This is a genomic window from Pseudomonas sp. Marseille-Q7302, from assembly GCF_965111925.1.
The window spans coordinates 804,095-823,214 of the sequence record NZ_CBCOPK010000001.1; the positions used below are offsets into that span (position 1 = coordinate 804,095).

Annotated in this window: 18 protein-coding genes; 12 read left to right on the forward strand and 6 right to left on the reverse strand. The window is 66.5% G+C overall.

What is annotated here, in order from left to right:
* Window positions 1-59 precede the first annotated feature (59 nt).
* The 9 genes from ACWPW1_RS03830 (at window position 60) to ACWPW1_RS03870 (ending at window position 10,332) form a co-directional block, all read left to right on the forward strand.
* On the forward strand, window positions 60-1,478 hold the full coding sequence (locus ACWPW1_RS03830; RefSeq protein ID WP_454252394.1) for an FAD-dependent oxidoreductase: 1,419 nt from the start codon (window positions 60-62) through the stop codon (window positions 1,476-1,478).
* Between the two features lie 284 nt (window positions 1,479-1,762).
* The gene (gene hemE / locus ACWPW1_RS03835; RefSeq protein ID WP_313649787.1) at window positions 1,763-2,830 is read left to right on the forward strand and encodes a uroporphyrinogen decarboxylase; all 1,068 of its coding nucleotides are present in this window, start codon (window positions 1,763-1,765) and stop codon (window positions 2,828-2,830) included.
* Between the two features lie 92 nt (window positions 2,831-2,922).
* Window positions 2,923-3,936, forward strand: coding sequence for an Ldh family oxidoreductase (locus ACWPW1_RS03840; RefSeq protein ID WP_454252395.1), 1,014 nt, complete (start codon window positions 2,923-2,925; stop codon window positions 3,934-3,936).
* A 111-nt stretch (window positions 3,937-4,047) separates the two neighbouring features.
* Window positions 4,048-5,571: an MFS transporter gene (locus tag ACWPW1_RS03845; protein WP_454252396.1), complete on the forward strand. Its 1,524-nt coding sequence runs from the start codon at window positions 4,048-4,050 to the stop codon at window positions 5,569-5,571.
* 191 nt (window positions 5,572-5,762) lie between these two features.
* Window positions 5,763-6,236, forward strand: coding sequence for an RNA pyrophosphohydrolase (locus ACWPW1_RS03850; protein ID WP_059313519.1), 474 nt, complete (start codon window positions 5,763-5,765; stop codon window positions 6,234-6,236).
* 111 nt (window positions 6,237-6,347) lie between these two features.
* Window positions 6,348-8,627, forward strand: coding sequence for a phosphoenolpyruvate--protein phosphotransferase (gene ptsP, locus ACWPW1_RS03855; RefSeq protein ID WP_059313520.1), 2,280 nt, complete (start codon window positions 6,348-6,350; stop codon window positions 8,625-8,627).
* 49 nt (window positions 8,628-8,676) lie between these two features.
* Entirely contained in the window at window positions 8,677-9,099 is a 423-nt protein-coding gene (locus ACWPW1_RS03860; protein ID WP_454252397.1) for a sulfite exporter TauE/SafE family protein, read from the forward strand.
* Window positions 9,078-9,890, forward strand: a complete 813-nt coding sequence (gene lgt, locus ACWPW1_RS03865; protein ID WP_059313521.1) for a prolipoprotein diacylglyceryl transferase — start codon at window positions 9,078-9,080, stop codon at window positions 9,888-9,890. Before ACWPW1_RS03860 ends, lgt begins: the two co-directional genes overlap by 22 nt.
* 85 nt (window positions 9,891-9,975) lie before the next feature.
* On the forward strand, window positions 9,976-10,332 hold the full coding sequence (locus tag ACWPW1_RS03870) for a multidrug transporter (protein ID WP_271653850.1): 357 nt from the start codon (window positions 9,976-9,978) through the stop codon (window positions 10,330-10,332).
* A gap of 23 nt (window positions 10,333-10,355) precedes the next feature.
* Here ACWPW1_RS03870 and ACWPW1_RS03875 read toward each other — a convergent pair whose 3' ends face one another.
* From ACWPW1_RS03875 to ACWPW1_RS03900, 6 genes are all read right to left on the reverse strand, one after another.
* The gene (locus ACWPW1_RS03875; protein WP_454252398.1) at window positions 10,356-10,607 is read right to left on the reverse strand and encodes a YfhL family 4Fe-4S dicluster ferredoxin; all 252 of its coding nucleotides are present in this window, start codon (window positions 10,605-10,607) and stop codon (window positions 10,356-10,358) included.
* Between the two features lie 99 nt (window positions 10,608-10,706).
* On the reverse strand, window positions 10,707-11,192 hold the full coding sequence (coaD, locus tag ACWPW1_RS03880) for a pantetheine-phosphate adenylyltransferase (RefSeq protein ID WP_454252399.1): 486 nt from the start codon (window positions 11,190-11,192) through the stop codon (window positions 10,707-10,709).
* Window positions 11,193-11,291: 99 nt separating this feature from the next.
* The gene (locus tag ACWPW1_RS03885; RefSeq protein WP_454252400.1) at window positions 11,292-12,296 is read right to left on the reverse strand and encodes a hydrolase; all 1,005 of its coding nucleotides are present in this window, start codon (window positions 12,294-12,296) and stop codon (window positions 11,292-11,294) included.
* On the reverse strand, window positions 12,293-12,862 hold the full coding sequence (gene rsmD, locus ACWPW1_RS03890) for a 16S rRNA (guanine(966)-N(2))-methyltransferase RsmD (RefSeq protein ID WP_454252401.1): 570 nt from the start codon (window positions 12,860-12,862) through the stop codon (window positions 12,293-12,295). The genes ACWPW1_RS03885 and rsmD overlap by 4 nt, the downstream gene beginning before the upstream one ends.
* 1 nt (window position 12,863) lies before the next feature.
* Entirely contained in the window at window positions 12,864-14,303 is a 1,440-nt protein-coding gene (locus ACWPW1_RS03895; protein WP_454252402.1) for a M16 family metallopeptidase, read from the reverse strand.
* A complete protein-coding gene (locus ACWPW1_RS03900) occupies window positions 14,300-15,661 on the reverse strand; it encodes a M16 family metallopeptidase (RefSeq protein ID WP_454252403.1) in 1,362 nt (453 codons plus the stop codon). Before ACWPW1_RS03900 ends, ACWPW1_RS03895 begins: the two co-directional genes overlap by 4 nt.
* A gap of 202 nt (window positions 15,662-15,863) precedes the next feature.
* On the opposite strand from ACWPW1_RS03900, the gene ftsY reads away from it, so the two are divergent.
* The 3 genes from ftsY to ftsX are packed head-to-tail and all read left to right on the forward strand — an operon-like array spanning window position 15,864 to window position 19,026.
* Window positions 15,864-17,348: a signal recognition particle-docking protein FtsY gene (gene ftsY / locus ACWPW1_RS03905; RefSeq protein WP_454252404.1), complete on the forward strand. Its 1,485-nt coding sequence runs from the start codon at window positions 15,864-15,866 to the stop codon at window positions 17,346-17,348.
* The gene (gene ftsE, locus ACWPW1_RS03910) at window positions 17,345-18,019 is read left to right on the forward strand and encodes a cell division ATP-binding protein FtsE (RefSeq protein WP_007161647.1); all 675 of its coding nucleotides are present in this window, start codon (window positions 17,345-17,347) and stop codon (window positions 18,017-18,019) included. Before ftsY ends, ftsE begins: the two co-directional genes overlap by 4 nt.
* On the forward strand, window positions 18,016-19,026 hold the full coding sequence (gene ftsX / locus ACWPW1_RS03915) for a permease-like cell division protein FtsX (protein ID WP_059313530.1): 1,011 nt from the start codon (window positions 18,016-18,018) through the stop codon (window positions 19,024-19,026). The genes ftsE and ftsX overlap by 4 nt, the downstream gene beginning before the upstream one ends.
* Window positions 19,027-19,120 lie beyond the last annotated feature (94 nt).

The window sequence follows — 19,120 nt, forward strand, 5'->3', positions numbered from 1 at the left end:
TTTCACCGTGATAGCTCGTGGCGCCCATCTGAAGGGGCGTCGCTTCAAGAGGTTTGGAAATGGCTGAACGTCTGAACAACGACTTCCAGTTCATCGAGGTCGGTCGCAAGGATCCGAAGAAGAAGCTGCTGCGCCAGCGCAAGAAGGAATTCGTCGAGATCCACGATCCCTTCAAGCCGCAGCAGGCCGCCGAGCAGGCGCACCGCTGCCTGGGTTGCGGCAACCCCTATTGCGAATGGAAGTGCCCGGTGCACAACTTCATTCCCAACTGGCTCAAGCTGGTGTCCGAAGGCAATATCCTGGCGGCGGCGGAGTTGGCGCACCAGACCAACACCCTGCCCGAAGTCTGTGGTCGCGTCTGCCCGCAGGATCGTCTCTGCGAGGGTGCCTGCACCCTCAACGACGGCTTTGGCGCGGTGACCATCGGCTCGGTGGAGAAGTACATCACCGACACCGCCTTCGCCATGGGCTGGCGTCCGGACATGTCCAAGGTCAAGCCTACCGGCAAGCGTGTCGCCGTGATCGGCGCCGGTCCGGCCGGGCTCGGCTGCGCCGACATCCTGGTGCGTAACGGTGTGACCCCGGTGGTGTTCGACAAGCATCCCGAGATCGGTGGCCTGCTGACCTTCGGCATCCCCGAATTCAAGCTGGAAAAGACCGTGCTCAGTCGCCGTCGCGAAGTCTTCGGCGGCATGGGCGTGGAATTCCGCCTGAACACCGAAGTGGGCAAGGACGTGACCATGGATCAGTTGCTCGAGGAATTCGATGCGGTCTTCCTGGGCATGGGCACCTACACCTACATGAAGGGTGGCTTCCCCGGCGAAGATCTGCCTGGCGTGCACGACGCCCTGGATTTCCTGGTGGCCAACGTCAATCGCAACCTGGGCTTCGAAAAGGATGCGGCCGACTTCGTCGACATGAAGGGCAGGCGTGTGGTGGTCCTGGGGGGTGGTGACACCGCCATGGACTGCAACCGCACCTCCATCCGCCAGGGCGCCAAGAGCGTGACCTGCGCCTATCGCCGCGACGCCGCCAACATGCCCGGCTCGCGCAAGGAAGTGAAGAACGCCAAGGAAGAAGGCGTGAAGTTCCTCTTCAATCGCCAGCCCATCGCCATCATCGGCGAGGACAAGGTGGAAGGCGTCAAGGTGGTGGAGACCCGTCTGGGTGAGCCGGACGCCCGTGGCCGCCGCAGCCCCGAGCCGATCCCCGGCTCCGAGGAGATCCTGCCGGCCGATGCAGTGGTCATCGCCTTTGGTTTCCGCCCAAGTCCCGCGCCCTGGTTCGAGCAGTTCAACATCGACCTCGACAGCCAGGGCCGCGTCGTCGCGCCGGGGCTGCACGAGTTCAAGCACCAGACCAGCAACCCGAAGATCTTTGCCGGTGGCGACATGGTGCGTGGCTCCGACCTGGTGGTGACCGCCATCTTCGAAGGCCGCAACGCCGCCGAGGGCATCCTCGACTACCTGGGCGTCTGAGCCCAGTCCGCTGGACAGGAGCCGACCGGTGCAAGCCGGTCGGCTTTTTTATGCCTGAAGGATTATCGCGCCCATGGGGCGCTTTTACAGGACACCCTGATCCTTTAGGAGGGGCCGCCAGCGATACGTAGGGTGGAAAACCGCACAGCGATTTCCACGCGGCTGCCATTTCGCGAAGACAACTACCACCCCATCACCCCGATAGACAAAAGGCACGACCCCCTGCCGTGCCTTTTGCCAGCCGCTTTGCGACAATGCCGGCACTTTTGCTGCCGGATGTCGCCATGACTGCCCTGAAGAACGACCGTTTCCTGCGTGCCCTGCTCAAGCAGCCGGTGGACGTCACCCCGGTGTGGATGATGCGCCAGGCCGGGCGCTACCTGCCCGAATACCGCGCCAGCCGGGCCCGCGCCGGTGACTTCATGAGCCTGTGCAAGAACCCGCAATTCGCCTGCGAGGTGACCCTGCAGCCGCTGGAGCGCTATCCCCTGGATGCGGCCATCCTCTTCTCCGACATCCTCACCATCCCCGATGCCATGGGCCAGGGGCTCTACTTCGAGACCGGCGAGGGCCCGCGCTTTCGCAAGGTGATCGATACCCCGGCGGACATCGAAGCCTTGCCGATTCCCGATGCGGAATCCGACCTGGGCTACGTGATGGACGCCGTGCGCACCATCCGCACGGCGCTGGACGGCCGGGTACCCCTGATCGGCTTTTCCGGCAGCCCCTGGACCCTCGCCACCTACATGATCGAAGGCGGCTCCAGCAAGGATTTCCGCAAGGCCAAGGCCATGCTCTACGACACCCCCGAGGCCATGCACCTGCTGCTGGACAAGCTGGCCCAGGCGGTCACCGCCTACCTCAACGGCCAGATCCGCGCCGGTGCTCAGGCGGTGCAGATCTTCGATACCTGGGGCGGCAACCTGTCCGCCGCGGCCTACCAGGAATTTTCCCTGGCCTATATGCGCAAGATCGTGGCCGGGCTGATCCGCGAGCATGAAGGACGGCGGGTACCGGTGATCCTCTTCACCAAGAATGGCGGTCTCTGGCTGGAAAGCCTGGCCGACAGCGGTGCCGAGGCCCTGGGCCTGGACTGGACCTGCGACATCGGCGAGGCGCGCCGTCGTGTCGGCGGCAAGGTCGCGCTGCAGGGCAACATGGACCCGAGCGTGCTCTATGCCAAGCCGGCGGCCATCCGTGCCGAGGTGGGGCGCATCCTGGAAAGCTACGGCCAGGGCAGCGGTCACGTCTTCAATTTGGGTCACGGCATCACTCCCGAGGTGGACCCGGCCCATGCCGGCGCCTTTATCGAAGCCGTGCACGAGTTGTCGGGACGCTACCACCAGGGCTGACTGTGCCGGGATCGGCGTGCCCGCTCCCAAGTCGAACGAGCGGGTAGCGGCCGGTTGCGGCATAGTCGGGGTTTTCCCGATGGAGCGCCGCCATGGCCCAGATGACCCCGGAAGAGCTGCAGCAACTGGCCGAGGAGGTGCTCGCGGCCCAGGGTTTCAGTCAGCCACAAGGCGCGGCCATCGCCGCCATGATGGTGGCCGGCCAGCGCGATGACTGTGCCTCCCATGGCATCTACCGACTGCTGGGCATCGTCAAGACGCTGAAGGCCGGCAAGGTGGTGCCGGATGCCGTTCCCCGCGTCGAGGACGTGGCACCGGCCATCGTCCGGGTCGATGCCGGGGGTGGCTTCTCGCCGCTGGCCTTTCACGCCGGTCTGCCACTGCTCGATGCCAAGGCGCGCACCTGCGGCCTGGCGGCCCTGGCGATCAACAACTGCGTGCATTTCTCGGCGCTCTGGGTGGAAATGGAAGCCATCACCGCCCGCGGCCTGGTAGCTCTGGCGTGCAATCCCACCCAGGCCTATGTCGCGCCGGCGGGTGGGCGGCGGCCGCTGTTCGGCACCAATCCCATCGCCTTCGGCTGGCCACGGCCGGAAGGGCAGCCCTTCGTCTTCGACTTCGCCACCAGTGCGGTGGCTCGCGGCGAAATCGAATTGCATCGTCGCGCCGGCAAGGCCCTGCCCGAGGGCTGGGGAGTGGATGCCGAGGGCGCCCCGAGCAACGATGCCCGCACCGTGCTGGAGGAGGGTGCCATGCTGACCTTTGGTGGCCACAAGGGCTCGGCGCTGTCGGCCATGATCGAGTTGCTCGCCGGACCGCTGATCGGCGATCTCACTAGTCCGGAGTCCTCGGCCTTCGACGCCGGAGCGGGCGGATTGCCCTATCACGGCGAACTCATCCTGGCCTTCGATCCCCAGCGGTTTCTCGGCGCGGCGGTGGCCGACTATCAGCAGCGTGCCGAACAGCTGTTCGCCGGCATTGAGGCCCAGGGCGCCCGCTTGCCGTCGCAGCGCCGCTATGCAGCGCGCGCTCTTAATACCACCCGTGGCTGGTTGGAGGTGCCGGACGAAATGCTCGCCGAGGTGCGGGCGCTGCTGCCCGGCTGATCCAGGGCGCGATTCGCATCACCTGGCGGAGACTGCGACAACGCGGTCTCTGAACCCCATGCCAGACGCAGGGTCCACGACTGGCCCCCTTCGTGCCAGCCCTGGGTCTTCATGTACGCCGACGACACCGATCGCCCCCATCACCGCGGCCTGCTGCTGCTGAGCATCACCCTCATGGTGCTGGTGTACTTTCTCGACAATCTCTCCATCGCCCTGGCCAATCGCTATGTCTACGGCGGCCTGGGCATCGACCAGCGCAGCTACAGCCTGGCAACCGCCTGCTACAGTGCCGCCGTCATCGTCACCAGCGCCCCGCACCAGTGGTTCGCCCAGCGCCTGGGCTATCGCAACCTGATCTTCACCGCCGTCGGCATCCACCTGGTCGGCCAGGTGTGCTGCCTGGTCGCGAGCGACCTGCCGACCTTCATCGTCGGTCGGGTACTGATGGGCGCCGGCGCCGCCACCTTCTTTGCCGGGGCGCGGGTACTGGTGCAGATGTATTTCTCCGGTCCCCAGTTGCCGACCGGCATTCGTGCCTTTGCCTCGGGCGTGCCCCTGGGGGGTGCGCTGGCCTCCTTTACCACCGCGGAATTGCTGGAAGGCCATCAGTGGCGCGCCATCTTCTTGGTGCCGGCGCTGGCCTGTGGGTTGGTCGCGCTAGGTGCCTGGCTGTCGCTACCCCGACGCTCCCATCCGCTGGAGAATTCCGGCGCCCCCTCGCTGCTGTCCATGTTGCTGCTGGCCGGTGGCAGCCTGCTGCTGACCACCACCACCCAGCGGCTGGCCTTCGACTTCTTCAGCGACGGCCTATGGCTGGCGCTGGAGCTGCTGTTGGGAGTCGCCATCCTCGGGCTGTACGTCTATTACGAGCGAGGCCTCGCGCGGCCGACTCTGGACTTCAAGCACGCCAGCACCCCCGGGTTTCTCGCCGGCATGCTGTTCATGATGCTCAACTACTTCCTGCTCGGGGCCTACAACTTCATCATCCCCCAGTACGTGGTCAACGGCCTGCAGCTGCCGGTCTATACCGCCGGTGGGGTCATGGCGCTCGGTTGGCTGTGCGGTCTGGCGCCCCTGCTGATGATCACCTCGGTGCGGCTGCGCGAGCGCTTTCCCTGGGGCGGCTTTCGCAAGTACCTGGTGGCGGGCTATCTGCTGCTGGCCGGCTACGGCTTCTGGATGGTGCGGCAGCACGCCGACGTGCCCCTCTATCAGCAACTGGTGCCGGGTCTGATGATGCATGGCACCTACCTGATCGGCACCTTCGCGGTGATCATCATGTACACCTTCATGCGCGTCGAACCGGCCTATTTCAGCCAGGCCTACCAGATCAAGAACATGACCCAGCAGTTGGTGATGCCCATGGGCATCGTCCTGTCCAACGTCTTCCTGCAATGGCGGGATGCCTTCCATGCCTCGGTGCTCAGCGCCTCGGTCAATCCCTACGCCCAGACCTACCAGGCCTATGAGGAACGCTATCGGCAGGCCACCGGTACCGATAGCGCCCTGGCGCAGATCTCCAGCCTGGTCACCCGCCAGAGCCAGGTGCTGGGCTATCTCGACTATTTCTGGCTGGTTGGCTGGATCGGTCTGGCGCTGGCGGTCTACATGGCCGTGCAGCGGCATTTTCGCTAGCGCGCGACGATTGCCTGCCTTTAAGCCGATGTTCAGCTAGCGGCCACCATAATGCGGGCTTTTGCAGGCCGCGCCGTTCCCCCGGACCCTGCGCCGGTCGGCCGCGCCCCGGTCGGTCCGGAGCTTGCATTGCTGGGCTGTCGGGCTTTGTGGAACAATGCGGGCAACGATATTTTTCAAGGGTGGCAGCCGTGATCGACGCTGATGGTTTTCGCCCCAATGTCGGCATCATTCTCGCTAACGATGCCGGCCAAGTACTGTGGGCCCGCCGGATCAACCAGGATGCCTGGCAGTTTCCCCAGGGTGGGATCGATGACCGGGAAACGCCCGAGGAGGCGCTGTACCGGGAGCTGAACGAAGAAGTGGGGCTGAGCCCCGAGGATGTCCGTATCCTGGCCTGTACCCGGGGCTGGCTGAGGTATCGACTGCCGCAGCGTATGGTGCGTACCCACAGCCGTCCGCTGTGCATCGGCCAGAAGCAGAAGTGGTTTCTGTTGCGTCTGACCGCGGAAGAGCAGCGGGTGCGGATGGATGTGACGGGCAAGCCTGAATTCGATGGCTGGCGCTGGGTAAGCTACTGGTACCCCCTGGGCCAGGTGGTGACCTTCAAGCGTGAGGTCTATCGGCGGGCGCTCAAGGAGTTGGCACCCCGCTTGCTGGCCTGATTACCGGTACGGCCGGTGCGAAAGTGGTGAGGAGAAGCTGTGGTCATGCAGGATGAACGACACGTGATGCACGCCGGCGGCTCCGCCGGGCGTCGGCTGCGGAGGCGCTAGATGCTTGCAGTTCTGCGCAAGATCGTCCAAGAGGTCAATGCCGCCAAGGATCTGGGGTCGGCACTGTCCATCATCGTGCAGCGCGTCCGTGCGGCCATGCAGTCGCAGGTCTGCTCCGTCTATCTGCTGGATCCGGATACCAATCGTTTCGTGCTGATGGCCACCGAAGGCCTGAACAAGAAATCCATCGGCCGGGTCAGCATGGCGCCCAACGAAGGCCTGGTCGGCCTGGTCGGGACGCGTGAAGAGCCGCTCAACCTCGAAGACGCCGCCAGCCACCCGCGCTTCCGCTATTTCGCTGAAACCGGTGAGGAACGTTATGCGTCCTTCCTCGGCGCACCCATCATTCACCACCGACGCGTCATGGGCGTGCTGGTGGTGCAGCAGAAGGAACGTCGTCAGTTCGACGAGGGCGAGGAAGCCTTCCTGGTCACCATGAGCGCCCAGCTGTCCGGGGTGATCGCCCATGCCGAGGCCACCGGGACCATTCGTGGCCTGGATCGGCAGGGCAAGGGTATCCAGGAAGCGCGCTTCGTCGGCATTCCCGGCTCGCCCGGGGTCGGCGTCGGCAAGGCGGTGGTGGTCCTGCCGCCAGCCGACCTGGAAGTGGTCCCCGACAAGACCGTGACCGACATCGACGCCGAGCTGCAGCTGTTCCGCACCGCGCTGGAAGGCGTACGGGCGGACATGAAGGCGCTCTCCAAGCGGCTGTCCACCCAGCTGCGCAAGGAAGAGCAGGCGCTGTTCGACGTTTACCTGATGATGCTCGACGACGCCGCCCTCGGTAACGAGGTGACCACCATCATCAAGAGTGGCCAGTGGGCCCAGGGCGCCCTGCGCCAGGTGGTGATGGAGCACGTCCAGCGCTTCGAGCTGATGGACGACGCCTATCTGCGCGAACGGGCCGCCGATGTACGGGACCTGGGCCGCCGGCTGCTCGCCTATCTGCAACAGGCGCACCAGGCCTGCCTGATCTATCCGGAAAACACCATCCTGGTCAGCGAGGAACTCTCGCCGGCCATGCTGGGCGAGGTGCCCGAGGGGCGTCTGGTCGGCCTGATCTCGGTACTGGGTTCGGGCAACTCCCACGTGGCCATCCTGGCGCGCGCCATGGGCGTGCCCACCGTCATGGGCGCGGTGGACCTGCCGTATTCCAAGGTGGACGGCATCGACCTCATCGTCGATGGCTACCACGGCGAGATCTTCACCAACCCTTCGCCGACGCTGATCAAGCAGTATGGCGACGTGGTGGAGGAGGAGCGCCAGCTGACCCAGGGCCTCGACGCCTTGCGCAGCCTGCCCTGCGAGACCCTCGACGGCCATCGCATGCCGCTGTGGGTCAACACCGGCCTGATGGCCGACGTAGCCCGTGCCCAGCAGCGCGGGGCCGAAGGGGTCGGGCTGTATCGCACCGAAGTCCCCTTCATGGTCAACGAGCGTTTTCCCAGCGAGAAGGAGCAGCTCTCGATCTACCGTGAGCAGCTGGCCGCCTTCCATCCGGCGCCGGTGACCATGCGCACCCTGGATGTCGGCGGTGACAAGGCCCTGTCCTATTTCCCGATCAAGGAAGACAACCCCTTCCTGGGCTGGCGCGGTATCCGCGTCACCCTGGATCATCCGGAAATCTTCCTGGTACAGACCCGCGCCATGCTCAAGGCCAGCGAGGGGCTGAACAACCTGCGCATCATGCTGCCGATGATCTCCGGTGTGCACGAGGTAGAGGAATCCCAGCACCTCTTGCACCGCGCCTGGTGCGAAGTACGCGACGAAGGCGTCGACATTCCCATGCCGCCCGTGGGTGTGATGGTCGAGGTGCCCTCGGCGGTCTACCAGGCCCGCGATCTGGCGCGCCAGGTGGATTTCATCTCGGTGGGCTCCAATGACCTGACTCAGTACCTGCTGGCGGTGGACCGTAACAATCCGCGGGTGGCCGATCTCTACGACTACTTCCACCCTGCGGTGCTGCAGGCGCTGCAGCAGGTGGTCGACGGCGCCCATGCCGAAGGGGTGCCGGTGAGCATCTGCGGGGAAATGGCTGGCGATCCGGCGGCAGCGGTGCTGCTCATGGGCATGGGCTTCGACACCCTGTCGATGAACGCCACTAACCTGCCCAAGGTGAAATGGCTGCTGCGCCAGGTCACCCTGGAGAAGGCCCGGGAGCTGGTGCAGCAGATGCGCCAGATCGACAACCCCCAGGTCATCCACAGCGCCTTGCATCTGGCCTTGCGTAACCTCGGACTGGGCCGGGTGATCAACCCGGCGGCCAGCGTCCAGAGCTGAGCGTGCCCGGCGGGAAGGCCGCTTTCCGCCGGGCAGGCAGCGGCGTACCATGCCGCCTCCTGCGCCCGAGGTGATGATGGATCTCTTGCTCTTCCTGGTGCCTGGCGTCTGCGTCGGGTTGCTGGCCGGTCTGATCAGAGGCAATGGCGGCCTGATCATCATGCCGGTGCTGGCCTACCGTTCTACCGCCACGGAACTCGATCCGCACATCCCTGCCCACCTGGCGGTGGGTGCCTCGCTGGCCACCAGCGTCTCCACTTCGCTCCCTTTCGTCTGCGCCCATCATCAGCTCGGCGCCGTGTGCTGGCGGCTGTTCGCTCGGATGGCCCTGGGCAGCGTCTTCGGTAGCGTCCTGGATGGGCTGAACGCCGCGGCTGCTCAAGCATCCACTCGCCTTGCTGTCTGGCGTCGGCCTCAATTTTCTACTCTCATCCCTGTCAAGGAGGCACCATGCTGCCGTATCCGCAAATAGACCCGGTGGCCCTGTCGCTGGGGCCGCTGAAGATCCACTGGTACGGCCTCATGTACCTGGTGGGCATCGGCGGTGCCTGGTGGCTGGCCAAGCGCCGGCTCAATCGCTTCGATCCGCGCTGGACCAGCGAAACCCTGTCGGATCTGGTGTTCTGGGTGGCGCTGGGGGTCATCGCCGGGGGACGGCTCGGCTATGTGCTCTTCTACAACCTGGCGGAGTACATCGCCAATCCGACGCTGATCTTCGAGGTCTGGAAGGGCGGCATGTCCTTCCACGGCGGCCTGCTCGGGGTGATCCTGGCGGTCTGGTGGTTCGGCAAGCGCCACAACAAGGGCTTCTTCGAACTGATGGACTTCATCGCGCCACTGGTGCCCATTGGCCTGGGTGCCGGTCGCATCGGCAACTTCATCAACGCCGAACTCTGGGGCAAGCCTACCGATGTGCCCTGGGCGATGATCTTCCCGCCCTACAGCGACCCGGCCCAGTTGCCGCGGCATCCCTCGCAGCTCTACCAGTTCGCCCTGGAAGGCGTGGCGCTGTTCGTGATCCTCTGGCTGTACTCGCGCAAGCCGCGGCCGACCATGGCCGTGTCCGGCCTGTTCGTACTCTGCTACGGCATTTTCCGCTTCATCGTCGAATTCGTGCGGGTGCCCGATGCCCAGCTCGGCTATCTGGCCTGGGGCTGGCTGACCATGGGCCAGGTGCTCTGCGTGCCCATGGTGCTGGGCGGTATCGCACTCATGGTCTATGCCTACCGCCGCGCACCGCAGCCGGTCGTCCGCGCCGAATGACGTCTGGGGACCGCCCGCATGACAAGTGCGGGCGGCCTGTTATAGTTCAGGGACCACCATCACAACCGCGCAAGGGATCAGCCGTATGAATCCGTTCCGTAGCCTGGCTGCCGTGCTGGCGCTGGCCCTGACGATGCAGGTCCTGCCGGCGCAGGCGCAGCAGACTCAGGGTGACGTCACCGAGTATCAGACCGCCGACCAGGCGTTCGGTGAAGCCCAGGCTCCCGCCGCCTTTTCCATGATCGGTGATCTCCTGATCGCGCGGCCGCTGCTGATCGCCGCCACCGTGATCGGGGCGGGGGTTTTCGTGGTCAGCCTGCCATTCACCGCCGCGGGCGGTAACATCGGCAAGGCCGGCAAGGCCCTGGTGGTCGAGCCTGGCAAGGCGGCCTTCGTGCGCTGCCTCGGCTGCACCCAGAGCGGGTACGGTCGTACCGAATAGGCCCTGGTGCCAGGCCTGGCTGCTTAAGGTTGGCCGCTGATCTTCAGATACTTGTCGTGCAGCTGCTCCTTGGTCTCGACGTGGTTATCGTCGAGAGGGATGCAGTCCACCGGGCAGACCTGCTGGCATTGGGGTTCGTCGTAGTGCCCCACGCACTCGGTGCACAGGTTCGGATCGATCACGTAGATCTCCGTGCCCTGGGAAATGGCGCCGTTCGGGCACTCTGGCTCGCACACGTCGCAGTTGATGCAATCGTCGGTAATGATGAGGGACATCGTCGGCTCCTCGCCACGCGAACGCGCAGCGATCCAAAAGTCAGGCGCGCATTTTGCCCCATCCGCGTGCCGGCTGCACCCGACAGTCCTTGGGGTTAATCAGCTTGCCGGCGCAAAACGCTCCAGCAGTGCCTGATGCACGATGGGATGGACGAACTTGGTCACGTCGCCACCGAGGGCCGCGATCTCCCGCACCAGGGTGGAAGACAGGTAGGAATAATGTTCCGACGGGGTCAGGAACATGCTTTCCGCCTGAGGCGCCAGTACCCGGTTCATGTTGGCCAGCTGGAATTCGAACTCGAAGTCCGACACCGCGCGCAGGCCGCGCAGGATGATGGTCGCCTTCTGCTGTTCCACCAGATTGGCCAGCAGGCAGCTGAAGCCGATCACCTCGACATTGGGCAGGTGCGCGGTTACCGCCTTGGCCAACTCTACCCGCCGCTCCAGCGGAAACAGGGGGTTCTTCTTGGGGCTGGCCGCCACCGCCACCACGACTTCGTCGAACAGCCGCGAGGCGCGCTCCACCAGATCGCCATGGCCCTTGGTGATGGGGTCGAAGGTGCCGGGGTATAGCACTCGGTTCATGACGCTGTCCTGGGGGCAAAGCTATTGGGGCTTGGATGGTAGCTCAGGGGCGGGGTGAGGCCAAGGCGACAGGGGGCGGGATCGCCGACCCGTGGGCGTTTATCGGCCGGATGGCGAGGTCTGCTGGCTGACCAGCCAGTCGGGAATGCGTCTTTCCAGATAGTAATCGGGGTGGCGGAAGGTGCCACCGATGAAACCCACGTGTCCGCCATGGGGCAGGCGCTCGAACAGGGTGCCGGGCGCCAGTTCGGCGCGTGCTGGCAAGGCGTCGGTGCCGATGAAGGGGTCGTCCTCGGCCTGGATCAGCAGGGTGGGGATGCGGATACCACTCAGGTAGTAGCGGCTGGAAGCCTGGCGGTAATAGTCCTGGGCATCGCGAAAGCCGTGCAGCGGCGCGGTGTACTTGTCGTCGAAATCCCAGAAGGTCTTGAGCCCTTCGGGCGGCCCCAGGCGCGCGAGGATCTCGTGCTGCTCGGGGTGGCGCTCCTGATCGAACAGCGCCTGCTTGTCGCGCACGTAGCGCGCCAGTTCATGGATGAAGTGCCGCTGATAGATACGCGAGAAGCCGATGCCGATGCGATCGGCGCAGAGGTCCAGGCGAAAGGGCACCGAGACCGCCGCCGCGGCCCTCAGTCCGCTTTGCGCGCCGTGTTCGCCCAGGTATTTGAGCAGGACATTGCCGCCCAGGGAGAAGCCCACGGCATACAGCGGTGCGTCCGGGCGGCTGATCTGCAGGTGGCGGACCACCGCCGCCAGGTCGTCGCTGACGCCGGAGTGATAGCCGCGCGGCAGGCGGTTGGGCTCGCCGGAGCAGCCACGCCAGTTGAGGCCGACGCTGGCCCAGCCACGGGCGGCGAGGGCGAATTGCAGCCCGAGCACATAGTGGGAGCCGGAGCTGCCGGTGAGCCCATGGGCGATCAGCACCAGCGGCGCCCGTGGGTCCTCGGCGTGGTACCAGTCCAGATCCAGGAAGTCGCCATCCTCCAGCCACAGCCGTTCGCGTGGTCGGGTGATGGGCGGCAGACGCCGCCACAACGAGCCCCAGAGGGTCTGCAGGTGTGGGCCGGGTAGCCAGCGTGCCGGCCGAAAGGGTGCGCCGCTCACGCCTGGCGGTGCCAGAGGGCGTAGTGGACGTTGCCGGTCTTTTTCTCGCGGTGCAGCTGCCAGGTCGCGGGCAGGGTCAGCCGGGAGGGCTGGGTTTCGCTCTCGGTGTAGATCCAGGCGTCTGCGGCGAGCCAGCCCTGGGTTTCCAGCGCCGCGCAGGCCGGCTCCAGCAGGTCCTTGCCAAAGGGCGGGTCGAGAAACACCAGGTCGAAAGGCGTCTCCGCCGGCTTGGCCAGCGCCTGGAGGGCATCGGTCTGGCGTACCTCGGCGTGCGCGCAGCCCAGGGTCTGCAGATGACCGCGCAGGGCATTGACTGCCTGGGCGTTGAGGTCGAAGGCCAGGGCCTGACCGGCGCCGCGGGAGAGGGCTTCTAGCAGCAGCGCACCGCTGCCGGCGAAGGGGTCCAGGACTCGGGCGCCGGGCGTCACCACGGCCAGCCAGTTGAACAGGGTCTCGCGCACCCGATCCGGGGTGGGCCTCAGGCCCAGGGCATCGGGAAAGGCGAAGCGCCGGCTGCGCCAGTCGCCACCGATGATGCGCAGTTGGTTGGCGGGCTTCTGGGCCATGCTAGTGCTCCGGAACGCCGCTGGGCGGCAAGGTGGGAAGGGGGCGAGGCGGCGGCAGCGGTTGCTGGGCGACCCGGGGGCCGGCGGTGACCACCACGAAGTTGGCCGGATCCAGGTGACGCTGCAGGGCGGCATGCACCTGGGCCACCGTTAGGCTGCGGACCTGCTGGAGGAAGTCGTCCAGGTAGCTGCTGGGCAAGTCATAGAAGCCGATATTGCCCAGCTGGGCGACGATGGCGCCGTTGCTGGCATTGGTCAGCGGAAAGCTGCCTTCGATCTGCCGCTTGGCGCGGTCCAGTTCGGCCTGGGTCGGGCCCTGGGCCAGGTAGTCGCGCAGCAGGTCGCGGACCAGCGCCAGGGTGGCATCGCCCAGTTCGGCGCGGGTCTGCAGGCCGATGGTGAAGGGGCCCGGCTGGCGCATCGGTGTAAAGCCCGAGCTGACGCCATAGGTGAGGCCACGGCGTTCACGCAATTCGGTCATCAGGCGACTGCCGAAACCGCCGCCGCCAAGGATCTGGTTGCCGACGAACAGGGCCGCGTAGTCGGGATCACGGCGGGTGATGCCGAGCTGGCCGAGCAGCAGGCGGGTCTGCTGGGCCGGGACCTCCAGCGCCACTTGTGCCGGTACGGTGGGGACCGGCGCGGGCAGCGGCGGCAGCGCGGGGCCGCGGGGCAGGGCACGCGACAGCTGGGCGGCGATCCGTTCGGCCCGGGCGCGATCCAGATCGCCGGTGATGGCGATCACGGCATTGCCGGCGGCATAGGCCCGGCCATGGAAGGCCTGCAGGCTGGCGGCATCGAGGCGTGCCAGGCTGGCTGCCGTACCGAGCGGTGAGTGGGCATAGGGGTGGCTGCCATAGAGGTGCTGCTGCAGGGCCTCGCCGGCAAGGCTCGCCGGTTCACGGCGACTGGTGGCGATCAGGGTCAGCAGCTGGTCGCGGATGCGCTGGATGGCCTCGGCAGGAAAGGTCGGGCGGCCGACCACGTCGGCGAGCAGTGCCAGGGCCGGCTCGCTGTGGGCGGGATCGGCAAGGGTGCGCAGGCCGGCTACGGCCTGGTCGCGATAGGCGCCGTTGCTGAAGTCGGCGCCCAGGCGCTCGAAGCCATCGGCGATGGCGCCGGCATCGCGTCCCGGGGTGCCTTCGTTGAGCAGGCCGTTGGTCAGCATGGCGAGGCCTGGGCTGGCGCCGTCCCGGCTGCTGCCGGCGGCAAAGATCAGGCGCACATCGAACATCGGCAATTCCGGCGCCGGCACGAACAGCACCTGGGCGCCCTCGGCGGTACGCCAGCGCTGGATATCCAGCTGGCGGCCCAGGGGCGGCGCCGCCTTGAGGGTCTTCAGGCTATCCACGGCGGGATAGGCGCGCGCCAGGTCGCCCACCGGCGAAGGGGCCTGGCAGCCCGCGAGCAGGCACAGCGAAAGGCTGAGCAGGCGTTTCATCGACGGGCCTCCGCGGCGGGTTCGGGACGCAGCTGACCCAGGGTCAGGCGCTCGCGGGTGAAGTAGGTGCGGGCCACCCGGCGGAGGTCATCGGGGGTGACCTTGCCCAGCTCATCGAGCAGCAGATCCCCCTGGCGCCAGCCGAGGCCGACGCTTTCCAGCTGACCGATGCTGCTGGCCTGGGCGGTGATGGAGTCGCGGCCATAGACCAGCCCGGCCACCAGCAGGGCACGGACCCGTGCCACCTCCTCGGCGCTGGGTGGTTCGCGCTTGAGGGTGTCCAACTGGTCCCAGAAGGCTGCTTCCAGCTGCTCGAGGGTCTTGCCGCGCTGGGTATTGGGCATGCCGCTGAGCAGGAACAGACTGTCGCCGCGGGTGTAGGCGCCATAGGCGGCGCGCACGCTGCTGGCCACTTTTTGCCCCCGTTCGAGGCGACTGGGCAGACGTGCGCCCGAACCGCCGCTGAGCAGGGCGGCAAGCAGTTGCAGGGCATAGGCGTCGCGCGGCTGGGTGGCGGTGGCCAGGCTGGGCACGTTGAAGCCCATCAGCAGGCTCGGTACCTCGCGGGCCTGCAAGGCCAGGCGGCGCTCACCTGGCGCAGGCAGTTCCAGTGGACGCCTGGGTGCGGGCAGATTGCTGCGGGGGATGGCGCCGAACCAGCGTTGCACCTCGGCGCGGATCGCCGCGGGTTCGACATCGCCCACCACCACCAGGGTGGCGTTATTGGGCGCATACCAGGTGTGGTACCAGCGTCTGAGGTCATCCACGGTCAGGCGCTGCAGGTCCTGGGGCCAGCCGATGGTGGGGTTGCGATAGCCGCTGGCAGGGTAGGCCGCCGCCTTGAAGCGCTCGAAGGACAGTGCCTCCGGGCGGTCATCGGTGCGCAGCCGGCGTTCTTCCTTGATCACTTCCAGTTCCCGGGTGACCTCGTCGGGCGCCAGGCGCAGATGAGCCATGCGATCGGCTTCCAGCTCCAGAGCGACCGGCAGGCGGTCGCGGGCAAGCAGCTGGTAGTAGACGGTGTAGTCGTCGGTGGTGAAGGCGTTTTCCTCGGCGCCCAGGTCGCGCAGCAGGTGCGAGGCTTCGCCCGCGTCCAGCTTGCGGCTGCCCTTGAACATCAGGTGTTCCAGGGCATGGGAGAGCCCGGTCGCGCCGGGCGCCTCCAGGCTCGAACCCACGCGATACCAGAGCTGCACCACGGCGACCGGTGCCCGATGATCTTCGCGGACCACCAGCTTCAGGCCATTGTCGAGGGTGAACTCCTCGGTGCGCTGCTGGCTGGCAGCCGCGAAGGCGAGGGTAGGAAGCAGGCCGAGCAGGGCGACCAGGGTGGTCCGACGGGAGCGGGAGGCGGGCATTGCGAGAGCAGGCCTTGTAGCGCGGTAGGGGACGAAGCGGCTGCGTCCTGGGGACGGTCGCGCGTTTTTCGCCGACGGGGAGGTCTTCCGCCCGGCAGGCTGCTAGGATACGCATCCCTTTTCCCGACGGCCATGCCTGACGGTCGAGCGCCGCCTGGCGGAGCTCCCGCAGCCTGATCGTCCGTTCGATACAGAGCCCCGCATGTTTGGATCCGACGACAAGAAGTCTCCCCCCACGGAGAAGAAAGGCCTGTTCGGCTGGTTCCGCAAGAAGACCGCCGAACCCGTAGAAACGCCTGCCGAAGTGCCCGTAGCCACGCCGGAAGAGCGCTTGCCCGAGCCGCTGGCCAGCGAGCCGGTGCAGCATCCGGAGCCAGTGCCCGAGCCGCCTGAGGCGATTCCCTCGATGTCACCGGTACCGGTGGCCGAAGAGGAGGCGCCGTCGCCGGTCGCCCTGACGGCGCTGGTCGAGCCCCTGGTGGCCGATCCCATCGTGCCGCCGGTCGAACTAGAGCCGTTCGTGGAGCCTGAGCCGGTCGCCGAGCCCGCCCCGGCACCAATTGCACCAATTGCACCAGTTGCACCCGTCACGCCGCTGCCTCCGGTTGTTCCGGAGCCCGTCGCAGAGCCCGCATCTGCGCCAGTCGTGCCCGCTGCCCCGTTGCCCCCGGTTCCCGAACCGGTCGTGGCTTCTGAACCCGAGCCGGAGCCCGAGCCTGCTCCGCACGTGGTCGCGGCAGCCGCCGAACCGGCCAAGCTGGGTTTCTTCGCCCGCCTGCGCCAGGGCTTGTCCAAGACCAGTGCCAGCCTCGGCGAAGGCATGGCCAGCCTGTTCCTTGGCAAGAAGGCTATCGACGACGACCTGCTCGAAGAGCTGGAGACGCGTCTGCTGACCGCCGACGTCGGCGTCGAGGCCACCGGCGTCATCATGCGCAACCTGACGCAAAAGGTGGCGCGCAAGCAGCTGGCCGACAGCGAGGCGCTGTACCAGGCCCTGCAGCAGGAGCTTACCGAGATGCTGCTGCCGGTGGAGCAGCCGCTGGTGATCGATACCTCGCACAAGCCCTACGTCATCCTGGTGGTCGGCGTGAACGGCGCCGGCAAGACCACCACCATCGGCAAGCTGGCCAAGCGCCTGCAGAACGAAGGCAAGAAGGTCATGCTGGCCGCTGGCGACACCTTCCGCGCCGCTGCCGTGGAGCAGCTGCAGGTCTGGGGCGAGCGCAACCGCATCCCGGTGATCGCCCAGCACACCGGCGCCGACTCCGCCTCGGTGATCTTCGACGCCGTGCAAGCCGCCAAGGCCCGGGGCGTCGATGTGCTGATCGCCGACACCGCCGGCCGCCTGCACACCAAGGACAACCTCATGGAAGAGCTGCGCAAGGTACGCCGGGTGATCAGCAAGCTGGATGAGGCAGCGCCCCACGAGACCTTGCTGGTGCTGGATGCCGGTACCGGCCAGAACGCCCTCAACCAGGCCAAGCAGTTCCACAATGCGGTCCCCCTGACCGGTCTGGCGCTGACCAAGCTCGACGGCACCGCCAAGGGCGGGGTGATCTTCGCCCTGGCCAAGCAGAGCGCCCTGCCGATCCGCTATGTCGGCGTCGGCGAAGGCATCGACGACCTGCGGCCCTTCGAGGCGCGTCCCTTCGTCCAGGCCCTGTTCGCGGAGCGTGGCGTCTCATGATCCAGTTCGACCGCGTCTCCAAGCGCTATCCCAACGGTCACGTCGGCCTGCAGGAGCTGAGCTTCCGTGCCGAACGCGGCGAGATCCTCTTCGTCACCGGTCACTCCGGCGCCGGCAAGAGCACCCTGATGCGGCTGATCCTGGCCATGGAGCGCCCCACCGGTGGCAAGCTGACCCTGGCCGGCCAGGACATCTCGCGCATCACCAATGCGCAGATTCCCTTCCTGCGGCGGCAGATCGGCGTGGTCTTCCAGAATCACCAGCTGCTGTACGACCGCACCGTGTTCGACAACGTCGCCCTGCCGCTGCAGATCCTTGGGCTGTCCAAGCCCGAGATCGCCAAGCGTGTGGCCGCCGCCCTGGAGCGGGTCAGCCTCAAGGACAAGCTCGACGACTATCCGGCCGAGCTGTCCACCGGCCAGCAGCAACGGGTCGGCATCGCCCGTGCCGTGGTGCATCGCCCGGCCCTGCTGCTCGCCGATGAACCCACCGGCAACCTCGATCCGCGCCTGGCCTCGGAAATCATGGGTGTCTTCGAAGACATCAACAGCCTGGGCACCACGGTACTGATCGCCAGCCACGACCATGCCCTCATCGCCCGCCTGCACCATCGCATGCTGACCCTGCAGCGCGGCCGCCTGATCGGCGACGAAGAGGAGAGCCAGCCATGAGCGCCACTGAACTGCCCCGTGGCCAGGAGCAGGGCGGCAAGCCCCAGCGTCCGCAGCGCCAGGCCCCGAAGAAACCCAAGAGCGACTGGCGCAGCCCGCTGCACGCCTACCTCGAAGCCCACCGCACCGGCCTGAGGGACAGCCTCAGGCGCATGGTGCAGCAGCCCATAGGTACCTTTCTCACCTGCCTGGTGATGGGCATCGCCCTGGCGCTGCCCATGGGCGTGTCGCTGCTGCTGAAGAACGTCGAGCGCCTGGGTGGCTCCTGGCAGCGCGCGGCACAGATCTCGGTGTTCCTCGACCTGCGCACCGGTCAGGACCAGGCCGAGGTGCTGATGAGTCAGATCAAGGTCCTGCCCGATGTGGCCGAGGCCCGTTGGATCAGTCCGGACGATGCCTTGAAGGAATTGCAGCAGGACGCCGGCCTTGGCGAGGCGCTGCGCGAATTGCCGCAGAACCCGCTGCCTGGCGTCATCGCGGTGACGCCCAAGGAAGTCGACAAGAGCCGCCTCGACATGCTGCGCAGTCAGCTGGCCGAAATGAACGGCGTGCAGCAGGTACAGCTGGACATGCAGTGGGTCGAGCGTCTCACCGCCATCCTCAAGCTGGGCGAGCGCTTCGTCTTCGGCCTGACCGTGGTGCTGGTGATCGCCCTGTTGTTGGTGATCGGCAATACCATCCGCCTGGCCATCGAGAATCGCCGTACCGAGATCGAGGTGGTCAAGCTGGTGGGTGGCACCGACGGCTACGTGCGCCGGCCCTTCCTCTACATGGGCGCGTTGTTCGGCCTGGGCGCCGGCATCGCCGCCTGGGCGCTGCTGGTGTTTGGCCTCAATTGGCTCAACGCCGCGGTGCTGGATCTGGCCGGCCTCTATGGCAGCGATTTCGCCTTGGGCAGCGTTGCCGTCGAAGACGGGCTACAGTTGCTGATCGGCGCCGTGCTGCTCGGCTACATAGGCGCCTGGTTGGCCGTCGCCCGCCATCTGCGCGAGCTCGCTCCACGCTGACGAACGACCGTTTCCGACATCTCCGGAAACGGTCTAAACCCCTGATGAGACAGGCCTTTCAGGGCGGTCTTCAGCTGGGGTTAAGGGAACCTCG

What these genes read in the sequence shown, in the direction of transcription:
- ACWPW1_RS03840 (WP_454252395.1), top strand. Translation starts at nt 2,923, where the DNA reads ATGGCCCAGATGACCCCGGAAGAGCTGCAGCAACTGGCCGAGGAGGTG.
- ACWPW1_RS03895 (WP_454252402.1), bottom strand. Translation starts at nt 14,303, where the DNA reads ATGAAACGCCTGCTCAGCCTTTCGCTGTGCCTGCTCGCGGGCTGCCAG.
- ACWPW1_RS03845 (WP_454252396.1), top strand. Translation starts at nt 4,048, where the DNA reads ATGTACGCCGACGACACCGATCGCCCCCATCACCGCGGCCTGCTGCTG.
- ptsP (WP_059313520.1), top strand. Translation starts at nt 6,348, where the DNA reads ATGCTTGCAGTTCTGCGCAAGATCGTCCAAGAGGTCAATGCCGCCAAG.
- rsmD (WP_454252401.1), bottom strand. Translation starts at nt 12,862, where the DNA reads ATGGCCCAGAAGCCCGCCAACCAACTGCGCATCATCGGTGGCGACTGG.
- ftsE (WP_007161647.1), top strand. Translation starts at nt 17,345, where the DNA reads ATGATCCAGTTCGACCGCGTCTCCAAGCGCTATCCCAACGGTCACGTC.
- ftsX (WP_059313530.1), top strand. Translation starts at nt 18,016, where the DNA reads ATGAGCGCCACTGAACTGCCCCGTGGCCAGGAGCAGGGCGGCAAGCCC.
- hemE (WP_313649787.1), top strand. Translation starts at nt 1,763, where the DNA reads ATGACTGCCCTGAAGAACGACCGTTTCCTGCGTGCCCTGCTCAAGCAG.
- ACWPW1_RS03900 (WP_454252403.1), bottom strand. Translation starts at nt 15,661, where the DNA reads ATGCCCGCCTCCCGCTCCCGTCGGACCACCCTGGTCGCCCTGCTCGGC.
- ACWPW1_RS03875 (WP_454252398.1), bottom strand. Translation starts at nt 10,607, where the DNA reads ATGTCCCTCATCATTACCGACGATTGCATCAACTGCGACGTGTGCGAG.
- lgt (WP_059313521.1), top strand. Translation starts at nt 9,078, where the DNA reads ATGCTGCCGTATCCGCAAATAGACCCGGTGGCCCTGTCGCTGGGGCCG.
- coaD (WP_454252399.1), bottom strand. Translation starts at nt 11,192, where the DNA reads ATGAACCGAGTGCTATACCCCGGCACCTTCGACCCCATCACCAAGGGC.
- ACWPW1_RS03860 (WP_454252397.1), top strand. Translation starts at nt 8,677, where the DNA reads ATGCCGCCTCCTGCGCCCGAGGTGATGATGGATCTCTTGCTCTTCCTG.
- ACWPW1_RS03870 (WP_271653850.1), top strand. Translation starts at nt 9,976, where the DNA reads ATGAATCCGTTCCGTAGCCTGGCTGCCGTGCTGGCGCTGGCCCTGACG.
- ftsY (WP_454252404.1), top strand. Translation starts at nt 15,864, where the DNA reads ATGTTTGGATCCGACGACAAGAAGTCTCCCCCCACGGAGAAGAAAGGC.
- ACWPW1_RS03830 (WP_454252394.1), top strand. Translation starts at nt 60, where the DNA reads ATGGCTGAACGTCTGAACAACGACTTCCAGTTCATCGAGGTCGGTCGC.